14 protein-coding genes are annotated in these 12,640 nt (G+C 47.2%); 2 read left to right on the forward strand and 12 right to left on the reverse strand.

Annotated features, from left to right (window positions below):
- Positions 1 to 34: 34 nt before the first annotated feature.
- Entirely contained in the window at positions 35 to 604 is a 570-nt protein-coding gene (locus tag C170_RS14725) for a TetR/AcrR family transcriptional regulator (RefSeq protein ID WP_036610746.1), read from the forward strand.
- A gap of 64 nt (positions 605 to 668) precedes the next feature.
- On the opposite strand, the gene C170_RS14730 is transcribed toward C170_RS14725, so the two are convergent.
- A complete protein-coding gene (locus C170_RS14730) occupies positions 669 to 1,607 on the reverse strand; it encodes a DMT family transporter (protein ID WP_036610747.1) in 939 nt (312 codons plus the stop codon).
- Between the two features lie 120 nt (positions 1,608 to 1,727).
- Here C170_RS14730 and C170_RS14735 point away from each other — a divergent pair, with 120 nt between their 5' ends.
- Positions 1,728 to 3,149: an aminotransferase-like domain-containing protein gene (locus C170_RS14735; protein ID WP_235193757.1), complete on the forward strand. Its 1,422-nt coding sequence runs from the start codon at positions 1,728 to 1,730 to the stop codon at positions 3,147 to 3,149.
- A gap of 149 nt (positions 3,150 to 3,298) precedes the next feature.
- Here the strand turns inward: C170_RS14735 and C170_RS14740 are convergent, their stop codons facing one another.
- The 11 genes from C170_RS14740 to cysT form a co-directional block, all read right to left on the reverse strand.
- Positions 3,299 to 3,925, reverse strand: coding sequence for an ABC-2 transporter permease (locus tag C170_RS14740; protein WP_036610749.1), 627 nt, complete (start codon positions 3,923 to 3,925; stop codon positions 3,299 to 3,301).
- On the reverse strand, positions 3,918 to 4,784 hold the full coding sequence (locus C170_RS14745) for an ABC transporter ATP-binding protein (protein ID WP_036610757.1): 867 nt from the start codon (positions 4,782 to 4,784) through the stop codon (positions 3,918 to 3,920). Before C170_RS14745 ends, C170_RS14740 begins: the two co-directional genes overlap by 8 nt.
- 5 nt (positions 4,785 to 4,789) lie before the next feature.
- Positions 4,790 to 5,164 (reverse strand): GntR family transcriptional regulator, encoded by a 375-nt coding sequence (locus tag C170_RS14750; protein ID WP_036610760.1) that lies wholly within the window; start codon positions 5,162 to 5,164, stop codon positions 4,790 to 4,792.
- 227 nt (positions 5,165 to 5,391) lie between these two features.
- Complete coding sequence (gene clpP / locus C170_RS14755) at positions 5,392 to 5,973, reverse strand: ATP-dependent Clp endopeptidase proteolytic subunit ClpP (RefSeq protein ID WP_036610761.1); 582 nt, start codon at positions 5,971 to 5,973, stop codon at positions 5,392 to 5,394.
- Positions 5,974 to 5,991: 18 nt separating this feature from the next.
- On the reverse strand, positions 5,992 to 6,864 hold the full coding sequence (locus C170_RS14760; RefSeq protein WP_036610763.1) for an RNA polymerase sigma factor: 873 nt from the start codon (positions 6,862 to 6,864) through the stop codon (positions 5,992 to 5,994).
- 118 nt (positions 6,865 to 6,982) lie between these two features.
- Entirely contained in the window at positions 6,983 to 7,789 is an 807-nt protein-coding gene (locus C170_RS14765) for an MBL fold metallo-hydrolase (protein ID WP_036610765.1), read from the reverse strand.
- Positions 7,790 to 8,072: 283 nt separating this feature from the next.
- Positions 8,073 to 8,519, reverse strand: a complete 447-nt coding sequence (locus C170_RS14770) for a hypothetical protein (RefSeq protein ID WP_036610767.1) — start codon at positions 8,517 to 8,519, stop codon at positions 8,073 to 8,075.
- Between the two features lie 157 nt (positions 8,520 to 8,676).
- Positions 8,677 to 9,741, reverse strand: a complete 1,065-nt coding sequence (locus tag C170_RS14775; RefSeq protein ID WP_036610768.1) for a sulfate ABC transporter substrate-binding protein — start codon at positions 9,739 to 9,741, stop codon at positions 8,677 to 8,679.
- A gap of 25 nt (positions 9,742 to 9,766) precedes the next feature.
- Positions 9,767 to 10,831, reverse strand: coding sequence for a sulfate/molybdate ABC transporter ATP-binding protein (locus tag C170_RS14780; RefSeq protein ID WP_036610770.1), 1,065 nt, complete (start codon positions 10,829 to 10,831; stop codon positions 9,767 to 9,769).
- A gap of 1 nt (position 10,832) precedes the next feature.
- Positions 10,833 to 11,630 (reverse strand): sulfate ABC transporter permease subunit, encoded by a 798-nt coding sequence (locus C170_RS14785; RefSeq protein ID WP_036610772.1) that lies wholly within the window; start codon positions 11,628 to 11,630, stop codon positions 10,833 to 10,835.
- Entirely contained in the window at positions 11,627 to 12,442 is an 816-nt protein-coding gene (gene cysT, locus C170_RS14790) for a sulfate ABC transporter permease subunit CysT (RefSeq protein ID WP_017689978.1), read from the reverse strand. The genes C170_RS14785 and cysT overlap by 4 nt, the downstream gene beginning before the upstream one ends.
- Positions 12,443 to 12,640: the final 198 nt, after the last annotated feature.

Raw genomic sequence — 12,640 nt, forward strand, 5'->3', positions numbered from 1 at the left:
TATATAGCTAAACTACAATAAGGAACTGATGTAGATGAAAATGATTGATAAAAAGGTGGATTTGAGAGTTACCCGAACTCATAAATTGTTAACGATGGCGCTACTCGATCTGTTATGTGAGAAAGACCAGCTATTCAGCAACATCACAATTAATGAAATATGTGACAAAGCTATGGTTCACCGAACAACGTTTTACAAACATTTCAAGGATAAATTTGCTCTGCTGTCCTCCACCCTATCTTGGGTCCTTCGGGATTATTTACACATGAATGTAGAAGATCGATTACAGCAGCCTTTGCAAAGCATATCTAAAATTCTGTTTGGAAATGTACTGGAGACAATTGTGCAGAACCAACAGAAGGATGAGGGGTTTAACAACTTTTTCATACATTATATCGGAGAGATATTCAGAAGGGATTTTCTGGAATTGAAGAGAAGAGGTAAACAATTTTCACTTCCCATAGAACTTGTTGCCGAGTTTCACTCGGGGGTGATTCGTTTACTTGTGATGTGGTGGATACAACATTTCGAAGAAAATGTTACGGCAGAACAGATGGATGAATATTACTACCTACTGGTTAACGAGAATATCATGTTGAAATAACAAACAGCTCAACCTAAAATCAATGGCTGATTTTGAGATTGAGCTGCATACCTTCAAACTTTACCTATTTTAAAACAGATTCGGAAGCCTGCACTGTCATCCTCGCACGACTTCTTTTCTTCAACCAGCCGCTCACCTTCTCATTCATCGCCAGCAGACCTGAAACGACCAGCACTACACCGATCCATGTAACCCAGCTGACATGCTCACCGTAGACAACAGCACCAAGCCCTACGGCAATGGGTGGTGAAATGTATAACCATGTTGCTGGAAACAACGGGTTGGTACGCGACATAATCCAATAGAACAGACTATGCCCCACCATGGAGCCGATGACAGTCAAATAGATCACCGACGAGACGGCAGGCACCCAGTCCAGAGCAGACATACTCCACGATTCCGTTCCGACCGAGAGCAGGGATAACAGCAGTCCCCCATACATCATCTGCACCGCATTGATCGCTACAGGACTAGCCTCCTTGAACTGATGAATGACCTTTTTGGAGTACAATGCACCTGCTGAATAACAGACCTCCCCCACTAGTACCGCGATACAACCCCACATGAACAGGGAACCTGCACCAAGCGATACACCTGGCAACACAACCAGTACCACACCGGTGAACCCGATCAGGCAGCCCACAATCATACGGGCAGATGTTTTTTGCCGTAACAGCGCCGTCTGCATCAACATAATCATCAGCGGCCCTGTCGCTGACAGAATGGCACCCACACCCGAGCTCACATGCTGTTCAGCCCAATATAATGTGGCAAAAGTGCCGAAGGTCAGCCCCGCTCCTGTTAACAGCATCTCCTTGCGGAACAGGAGCGACCAGCTCACTTTGCCCTTCATCCTCATCCATGCAAACATCAGCGCTCCCGCGATTAAAAATCGCAATCCGGCTGACAGAAAAGGCGGCATGCCTGCCTCTACTCCAATTTTAATAGCCAGAAATGTTGTACCGAAAATAAGACACATAACCGTAAATGCAATCCCCACCATGATAACCACTCCTTTATCTGTTCTCCATCATATCTCATGGTCTACAGAACAGAATGAACAAAACAGAACAGTTTTCTCTCATTAGCTGTTACAATAGAGTTCAAAAGGAGTGTGAGCCGGGTGGGCAGAACCATGATGATGACAGATAACAGCCTGAAATTATATGAGCAAGTAATTCATTATCTCGTTGTACGTATAGAAGCGGGAGAGTGGGCCGAACATGAAAAACTGCCATCTGTACGAAGCCTGTCCGAGCTACTCGGCGTACATCGTCTGACCGTATTCAAAGCCTATCAGGAGTTAAAGGAACGTGGGAGTGTTTATGTTAAGGACAAGTCCGGCTATTATGTCAGCCCAGCGACTCCATTCTCAGTAACGGATCAGGCAGATGATCCCGCCGTGTCTGCCTGGCTGCATTGGGATTCACTTGCACGGGTACAGTCCCTTGAAGCAGAATACCAATTTTCCAAATCGTTAATCGATCCCTCTCTGCTGCCCAACCGGTATTGGGGTGAACTAATGCGTGATCTGCTGGATCAATATCCCCGTTTGCTCGGAACGTATTCCACGATTCAGGGAGATCTGGAATTGCGAAGTGCGCTGGCAAGCCATCTAACGAAAAAAGAACGCTTCTACCTCTCTGCAGACGAAGTGCTCATTACTTCGGGGGCGCAGCAAGCGATTGATGTCATCTCGCGGACGCTGGTCAAACCCGGGGATCGGGTGTTGATGGAACGGCCTACGTATGGACCGGCAATGGAGATTTTCCGCAAACAAGGTGCTCGTCTGATCTTTACGGATATTCACTCGGATGGGTATGATCTGGAGCAGATCGAACATCTGATGAAGAGTGAGAAGCCGCGCCTCTTTTATATGACACCGACCTTTCAGAATCCAACCGGCCTTAATGTTCCAGTAGAACAGCGTAAGCAGTTACCTGAACTTGCAGAACAGTATGGTTGTTTTCTGCTCGAAGACGACAGTACCTATGATATCTATTTTAAGGAGAAACCTCCTGCACCCATTTTCACCTACGATACTACTGGACACACTCTGTACATCCGCAGTTACAGCAAGTATGTTGCACCCGGGCTACGGATTGCAGCCATCATATGCCGCCAGCGATTCATGCCAGGACTACAGGCTGTAAAATCACTGACAGATAACGGATCGCCCCTTCTGAACCAGAAGCTTTTTCTCCGTTATTTTCAGTCAGAACGCATGCATCAGCATCTGTCCAAGCTGCGGACCGCCATCCAGCTACGGATGGAAGTGATGGAACAATCTCTGCTGGAAACGGACTGGACGTGGACCCGGCCGGAGGGCGGACTCAACTTTTGGGTAGAGCTTCCTGAGGGTGTGGATACAGGGAGACTGCTCCACCGATGCATGGAACAATCCGTTGCCTTTGTACCCGGAACCGTATTTGATTCTTCGGATCATTCAGCCAGTCGCAAGCTGCGCCTGTCCTTCTCTTATGCACATGAGCAGCAGATTCGAGAAGGCATGAGCAGGCTCATTACGCTTGCGAAAGAAATGTAACATTTTGATACTCTTGGATTGAAGCCAATCCGAAGAATATCAAGTGCAATTTGTCACTCGTATCGCTGCATCAAAAAAAGTCGCCTTATGGCGACTTTACTTTTGGTGTTCTATAGTATTTACCTTATTTACCTGCACCCGCTCTGTGCTTAGAGGTCTTTTCTTGCAAACAAGCGAATGGTAATGAGATAGGACAGCAAAAACAAACCTATAATGCCTACAGAAACCAATGCCATTGTCGTTGTGGTAATTATACCGTTCTCGTTGGCCATATTCATCAGGTACGCAACGGGTTGCGCCAGTATAATCATGCAGACCATGAATATCGCATTGATGATACCAGCACCTTTTTTGCTAAGTCCGTAGAAAAGAGGCATGTATATGGAAACTAATACAAGCACCATGCCTACGGCAATGACAATATCCCTAAGTGAATAATTCGGCTTGTTCAGTTCAGGATAATTCAGGTTCACAAGCTGGTGAATCCCAAACGACGCGAGTACCCCGAATAACGTATAGATTATAGCAGAAAGGTACTTGGCTTTTACAATCTGTTTGCGGCTAACGGGGAGTGTGACCAGGAAATTGTGATTATGGTTTTTGATATCAATCATGGTTGCCAGCATGACCGAACCAAAGGCTGTGTAGATGCCTACAAAATACATTGACATTTCACTCTTAGGTATAAAGGCGAGACTAAATACCACCAGGTATAACCCAATCGTCCACAGTGAACTTTTTAGTACAATGAAATCTTTACGAAGCAAGTTAAGCATATTTGCGTCCTCCCTTCGCCGTAAAATAAATGAGGTCTTCTAACGTAGGTCTTTGTAAAAGAGCTAACCTGCCAAATAACTGTTCGGCCTCTGCCTTATGATCCGACAATGCTTCAAAACCAACGGCTGTCTCGCGTATTCCGATGAAATGTTTCCGAATGTCGGAATCAAGCAGACCCATATCCCCTTTTACAATCGTATACCTTTCCAGCACATCATCTTTTGCCTCGTTAAACACCAGTTTCCCTTGATTAATAAACGTAATGTAGTCTGCAATACGTTCCAGATCCGTCGTAATATGCGTTGAGAAAATAATAGACCTTGTTTCGTCCTGTATCATATCTGCAAGCAGATCAAGCAGTTCCCGCCTAAACACAGGATCAAGCCCGGATGTCGGTTCATCCATAATCAGCAGATCCGCTTCATGCGACAAAGCTACGGCGAGAGAATACTTAATCTTCATGCCTTTTGACAGATCCTGGATTTTCTTTTTGGGAGACAGTTCGAACTGATCCAAGTAGTCATTGAACGCTTTATTATCCCATTTGGTGTAAAAAGGAGCGATCATTTGTGTCATCTCCCGGATCGTTAGATGCTCATAATAAAAGCATTCATCTGACACAATGCCAAGGCGTTGCTTGATATCAACTTCCTGATTTGGCATCTCACTGCCCAATGTCTTGAGGCTCCCCTTATCGGGCTGGATCAGACCCGTGATCATTTTGATCAAAGTACTCTTTCCCGCCCCATTCGGACCAATAAGTCCCGTGATATACCCTTTTTTCACATCCAGAGATACATTATCTACTTTAAATAAGGGATACGTTTTGGTTACATTACGTAATTCGATAGCGTTCATTATGCTTATTCCTCCTCAACCAACAATGTAAGATGATGGATTACATCCTGTGAACTCATGCCCAGTTCTCTGCTCTCACGAATCACTTCGAGCATCTTTTCTTCCAATTGTTTCATCCGCCGCTCTCGAATAAAGTCCTGATTGGCTCCGGATACAAAGCTCCCTTTGCCTACAACTGAATCGATCAGTTTCTCCTTCTCCAGCTCTTCATAGACACGTTTAGTTGTAATAACACTGACTTGCAGATCCTTGGCGAGCTGCCGAATGGAGGGAAGACTATCTCCAGCAACCAATTCTCCGCTCAAGATGCTCTGTCTGATCTGAGTTAGAATCTGCATGTAGATCGGATCGCTCGAAGCATTCGATATTAAAATGTTAATCTTTCCTCACCTCATTGATGTTACGTAGTTTCCAGTAGGTATAGTGTGTATATATAATATATACACTATACCTACCGATGGTCAATCTTTATTTCACATTATTCTCATTCTGATTCGATCCATAGACACGGGCTAGCTAATCTGGACGACAAAAAGAGGACGTCAGTTTCCTGTTCGTCCTCTTGATTAATCAAGCCCGAAAGGTCATATGACCTCCCAGGCTAATGTTATGTGCTGGATATGACCTTATCCACCAATCCATATTCGACTGCTTCCGCAGCGGTCAGGAAATAGTCTCGATCCGAGTCCTTCTCAATCCGCTCAATCGACTGCCCTGTATGGTCGGCTAACAGCTTGTTAAGACGCTGACGATGCTGAATGATACGGTTAGCATGAATCAGCATATCCGACGCCTGCCCTCGCGTACCGCCATGTGGCTGATGGATCATGATCTCACTGTTTGGCAATGCCATACGCTTGCCTTTTGTTCCACCTACCAGCAATATCGTGCCAAAGCTTGCCGCCATACCTGTACAGATTGTGGAGATATCCGGCTTCACAAATTGCATCGTGTCATAGATCGAAAATCCTGCGGTCACCGACCCACCAGGACTGTTGATGTACATCTGGATGTCCTTCTCCGGGTCCTCTGCAGTCAAAAACAACAACTGAGCCACGATGGCATTTGCCATCTGATCCTCAATTTCTCCAGACACCATAATGATCCGATCTTTGAGCAAACGTGAATAAATATCATAACTCCGCTCTCCGCGAGCTGTCTGTTCCACTACATAGGGTACTACATTCATGTGTGTCGCCTCCTCGGTTTAGGCAACCATGTTGACCGTGTACCCACCTCCATACGACATCGAGTTCATACTAGAAGTGGAGTACCCGTACATCATTGGCTGCATGGATGGAGACGGCAAAGCCTGCTGCAAAATCGTGCCCGCCACAGCCATCGGATCATCAGTCTGATTCAGGCACAGATCAATAATTCGAGCTGTATCTCCATTACGAAATGCCAGCAGATAGCTGCGCAGTTCCTCCCGATTGTCCTCGACTGCGCCTTCCTCATACTGCAATTCAGCGTCCGATTGTTCCAACCTGTGCCTCACTTCAGCTATGGCAGAGCGAGCACGACTTAACGCTGCTTTCACAGCGCCTTCTGTCGTATCCAGCATTTCCGCAGTCTCTGCCGCCCTATAACCCATTAATTCACGTAATACATATATCACTCGCTGCCACGGTGGTAGCGTATTTACAAGAAGTTGTACGGCAGACTCCAATTCCTCGAATCGCCTTTCCTCCTCCATTTCGTGAAGGAGCGGCTTCAAGCTATCCAGTTTATAAGCCAATCTCTCCCGCTGACGTAAGATATCAATCCAGCTGTTGCGAGCAATACGAATCAGATAAGCTTCCCAGTTTATATCTTTATTCATCCCGGAAGTTCCAACCACTCTCGACGACAACACTTTGAGACAGGTCTCCTGAACCAGATCCTCCGTGTCTGGAACTGATTTCGTCAGAGATAGACAATACGCATACAACGAACCCATCAGATCGGGTAGTACGGTATGGATGCTTGGGTTCAATTGATTTTTTCTGTCGTTGCCATTAAATTCAATATTGAATTTATCTTGTTTACCATCATCATGTGGTCTGTTGATTCTGCAATCCACGGACTTCACAAAGGCCATCTTGGGGGCCCCCCTTTGCTGGTTCCTGATTGATTTTGACTTACACTATGTAAACGAAGAACCCCTTGTAAAGGATACGCTCTTCTGAATTTATTTTTGTTACGCTAGTTAAGTTGAGTTACGCATTCGTTTCCAGCTTTAATGTTCCAAGCGGCACCTTCATCCCGGTAAGGGCAATCGTAATACTTCCATCCAGATTATAATTCTGCCGTACATCGACGTCATGAGACATATGTGTAAAATATGTATGACCTGGCTTCAGTTCCCACAGCAGCTCCTGCGCCTCACGCATATCGTACACGGAACGTGTTGAGAATTCCGCACGCTCATGCACAAAGCTTGTTCCAAGCACCAGCAGATCCAGTCCGTGCAACGGCTCTTTCTCGGCATCCTTCAGGTCAATAGCGTCTGAACAATACGCCCAGCTATACCCACCCTGATCCAATCGATAGGCGTACGAATACCCGTTATGTCCATGGCATACTTTCCAGGAATGTACCTTCCAGCCGCCTAGTTCAATATCATCATCCGTTTCCAGAAAGTCCATATGACGACCCAACCAGGGAAACTGTCCCTGAATGGTGGCAATCACTTCACGTGGTGCATACAAACGTCCCTTTACCCCCAACCAGCGGCATGCATCCGCCCATTCCGGCAATCCTCCAATATGGTCAAAATGGGCATGAGTGATGAGCAGCGTATGCACCATGCGCAATCCCTGATCCTCCATCTGTGATCTCCAGTCTGGTCCGCAGTCAATCATGAACTGTTCACCCGCACCATCCCCACCACCGTCAATCAGAACAGAAGAGCGTTTCCGTTTATTCTCTCCCGTAAGCCTCGCCTCTGTACATACGTCGCAATCACAATACACACGTGGAACACCCATCGCATCGCCTGTGCCCAGAAATGTTAGCTGATCCAATCCGCATTCCCCCTGAATTAATGATATGTAGATTGTAATCGTCCACCTCCGTTTTTGCAAAAAAAAGACCATCCCGCTGCAGTTCTCCACTGCAATTCGGGACAGTCTGTGGTCTGACCGTTCACCGTCAGACTTTAATTCCATGCTTCGCTCCATTCGGGAGCGTACGCTTCGTCAGCATGTGATGCAACCTTATAAGCGGGTCATCCGCATGAAGATCAGGCCTTACCTTTTACACAGGCCACGACTAATTAATTCGAGTCACACCCACCTATCGCTGGAATTATACCAGTGCTCGCAGCTTCAATGTCAGTTCCCGACCCGCAGGTACATCCTTCGAATCCGTAATGACCCAGTTCGATGCAAGCCGCTTCGCCAGTACCTCTGCCTGCTCCGGTTTCAACTGTAATCCGGTGATGATTCCTTCACCCACTGTGAAGTCTTTCTCGGGCTGTACCTTGAAGGCTTTCTCCAACCAGATTCCAAGTCCACCACGCGTGTTAAAGGTAATCCGGTAGCCATCTTTTACTGCTGCCTCCAGATTTTCACCATGCTCATCCGCATACGAGAAAAATTCGTTATATCGGTATTCCTCTTCAGACACGGCGTCAAAAGCGGAAACGTCTTTCGCTTGAATAGCTTTTAAAATTTCTTCCTCAGTCATCCCCTTACCGCGGGCCTGCTCCAGTCGAATTGCTGTACTTTGGGATAATTTGATCTCTGCACTCATCCAACTCACACCTTCCTGCTAGTACTATGTAACAATCATGATTCAGTATACCTCTATTATAACCTTTTGGCAGTAAAAAACCTCCATCTCTACTTCCATTGAAATGAAGGTTTAGTATCTACATGCTCGCTTACCTATTCGATTACATCAGCAATACTCATAATCCAGCGAGCACTTGATACCACACGCCGCGTTTGGAGTACAACGTACTGCGTACCTCGTCCCATCCACCCAGATAGTTGATATCAAATAGTCCTTCTGGCGTTGGAAATGTCGACTCCGTCTGTGCAAATACATCCGGATCTACTGAACGAAAACCATGCTTGGCAAAAATACGCTGCGCTTCTGGTGTACGCAGATATGCGACAAAGGCTTCTGCCAGTTCGCGATTTCCATGTTTATCGGCATATTTATTCACCACAACTGCCGGGTTCTCAATCAGGATCGTATTTTTTGGAATGACGATGTCATAATCTACACCTTTGGCGATCCGGGCAAGCAATTCATTTTCATACGTGACGATGACATCACCCACACCATATTCGAATGCCGCCATCGAAGAACGTCCACTCTTGTCCAATGATTCAACGTTACGATGTACCTGTTCGAGAAAAGCCTTGGCTGCGGCAGGATCTTTCTTCCCCTCTTGCTCCTCCGACAGTTTCAATCCGGCACCATAAATGGCATTAATGTCCCATTGTGCGCCTCCGGATGTCTTTGGATTGGGGTACAGTACCTTCACTCCTGGCTTGGTTAAGTCCTGAAAATCACGAATACCGAGCGGGTTGCCCGCTCTTGTGCCCAGAACAACAATTGAACGGGTGATCATGCCCTCATTAGGGGTCTGTTTCCAATCAGAGCTAACCAGATCGGCTTTGACCAACTTCTCGATATCACTCTCCATCGCGAGCAAGGCCACATCAGCCTCGAATCCACCAACGATGGCTCTTGCCTGTGTGCCCGAAGCTTCATAGGATTCTTGAAAGTTAATCGTCTGTCCGGTTTTTGCCTTCCACTCCTCTTGGAACTTGGGTAGCAATTCGCCTACAGCATCTTTCGCTACACTATAAGCACCAATCACCAGCGTATTGGATGAATCGTTACCAGAGGGCTCGTTCTGTTCACTGGACTCCTCCTGCTTGCTGCATCCAGCGGTCATGCAGACGAGCAGAAGCATGAGGGCAACATATAAGAGTATGGCTTTCTTCTTCCTCGTCTGCATGGGCAGCCCCTTTCTTCCACTTGATCTAAATCATCACCGGCATCGGATCTTCCTTCAGTCGGTTCTCAACCACCCAACTGTTGGAGTCATTGAACAGGTATGCACGGTGTACAAGGACTCGAATTTGTTGACCGATCTCCAATGTCGTTTTCTCCAGGGAACGATATGTGATTAACTTATGACCCTGTACATCCACCTCTACCATCCATTCACTGCCGCGGAAATGAAGATGTTTGACTGTGCCTTTTTCCGTAGCAGAAAGCATGGTGAACTCGTTTTTCAAACCGATCTCAATATACTCCGGTCGAATCAGCGCTTTGGTATGTTCACCCTCGACGGCATGTTCGAATCCTTTCAACTGGGAGGCATCCTCCACAACCGTAGACTCCCCGATAAATGTAGCGACAAACGGTGTCTGCGGGTTTTTGTAGATATCCCAAGGTGTGCCCTTCTGTTCCAGACGACCCTGACTGATAATCATAATCTCGTCCGCCACTTCAATCGCTTCATCCTGGTCATGCGTTACAAAAATCGAAGTGATTCCCACTCGCTCAATCAACTCACGCAACCATGAACGCAGTTCCTGACGGATCTTGGCATCAATGGCCGCGAACGGTTCGTCCAGCAATAACAGCTGTGGCTCCGGGGCGAGTGCTCTGGCAAAAGCAACACGTTGACGCTGCCCACCAGATAACTGATGTGGATAGCGCTGTTCGAAACCTTTTAACCCGGTCAATTCAACCAGTTCCATCACCCGATCACGGATCTGGGCTTTTGGCGTCTTCTTGACCTTGAGTCCAAAGGCGATATTCTCAAATACCGTCATATGTTTGAACAAGGCATAGTTCTGGAATACAAATCCGATGCCCCGCTCCTGTGGAGGCAGATGATTCACGACTTTTCCGTGAAAGCGAATCTCTCCGGAACCCGGATTCTCCAGACCCGCCAGCATCCGCAGAATGGATGTTTTCCCACCTCCGCTGGGTCCAAGCAGACCGATCAGATGGCCTTTGGCAATATCGAATGAGACATCTTTTACCGCATGAAAATCACCGAAATGTTTGTTCAGATCACGGACTTCTACATGCATATCAATGCACTTCCTTTCGCTTCTTGGCCCATTCCATCATGAGCAGCAGCCCGACGGAGAAGGTGACCAGCACCAATGCCACACCATTTGCGGCTGCTACATTAAAATTCTCTACATCCTGATACACCAGGGTTGTTGCTGTCTGCGTTTTGTTCATGATATTACCGGATACCACCAGCACTGCACCGAATTCCCCAAGCGAGCGCGCAACCGTCAAGACTAGACCATACACTACCGCCCAGCGGATCGAAGGCCATGTCACACTCCAGAACGTTCTCCAGCCGTAGGCGCCAAGTGTAGATGCGGCCTCCTCTTGCTGAGAACCGAGTTCCTGCAGTACAGGCATAACCTCTCTGACCATCAGTGGAAAGGTAACAAATAACGTCGCGATCACCATACCTGGGAAGGCATAGACCACATTGAATCCAACCCCTTCAAAAAAAGCACCCATAATGCTGTTAGGTCCCAACATCAACACAATCATCAAACCGCCAATGACAGGAGATACGGCATAAGGCAGGTCTACAATGCTGTTTAGCAGCCCTTTTATCCGTTCACTCAGCCATCCGGCACGAACCAGATAAAGAGCCATCATGATGCCAAACAATGTATTTAACAGGGTGACCACCAGAACCACCAGTCCGGTCATCATCAAGGCATGTAACGCCTCAGGACGCATTAACCCTTTCAGGAATCCACCTGCCCCGTCTTCAAATGCGCCAATAAAAATGCGTCCAAGCGGGATGATCAGCAGTACAATAAATACCGCAAACGTCAGTCCGATTAACAGTCGTCTCATCGTCTTCTCCCCCGCATCTGCACCAGATTGATCAGCCAGAGGATCAGGAAGGAGAGCGTCAGGAGCAACACGGATACAGCAGCAGCCCCCGTTGGATTATCACTTTCAATCTCCCCGTAGATAAATACGGAAGCAGTCAGTGTTCTGCCCGGAATGTTACCAGCCACCAGCACAACAGCCCCGAATTCAGCCAGTCCTCTAGAGAAAGCCAACATCCCCCCACTGATCATGCCAGGTGCCATGGAAGGCAAAATAACCTGCATGAACGTGCGAGCCTTGGATGCCCCCATCGTGTACGAGGCCTCTTCCTCGGAAGGATCGATTTCTTCCAGCAAAGGCTGCACTGCACGGATAACAAACGGAAACGTGACAAAGGTCATCGCGATAACAATGGCGGGCTGGTGAAATACAATCTCAAATCCCATGGATTCTGCCAGTTTCCCGATGGCACTGACCGGACCCAAAAGCAGCATAATCATCAAGCCGCCCACCGCTGTTGGCAGTGCAAACGGGAGATCAACCAGACTGTTGAGAAACGATCGGCCCACAAAGCGATATCTTGTCAGCACCCAGGCGATCATCGTGCCCAAAACCACATTAATCAGCGTGGCAATGACGGCCAGCCGAATGGTCAGCAGTACGGCTTTCCACGCGATGGGGTCCATAATGCTCTGAACAAAGTTGCTCCATCCTTCAGAGAAGGAATTGACGTACACACCGATGATTGGAAGTACAATAAGTACGATAAAATATAACAATACGGTACTGCGGAATCCCCAAGTCCATCCCTTATGACGAAGAACGGTATTCATTGCTGCGTTCCCTCCCAGCCTCCGGCTTTAACTCCGGTCGGCAGTCTTCCTGGATTTAATACGACATTTTTCCTAAGTTGGATGATATTACTTTAATATTATTCCCATTAGTCTACTTGGTTTTGCTTTTCTGATACTTTACCAGTTTGCAGTGCTAATCGTCAATGCTTTTATTGAATATAATTGGGCCACATATGA

This window comes from Paenibacillus sp. FSL H7-689 (genome assembly GCF_000517905.1).
Lineage (GTDB): Bacteria > Bacillota > Bacilli > Paenibacillales > Paenibacillaceae > Paenibacillus > Paenibacillus amylolyticus.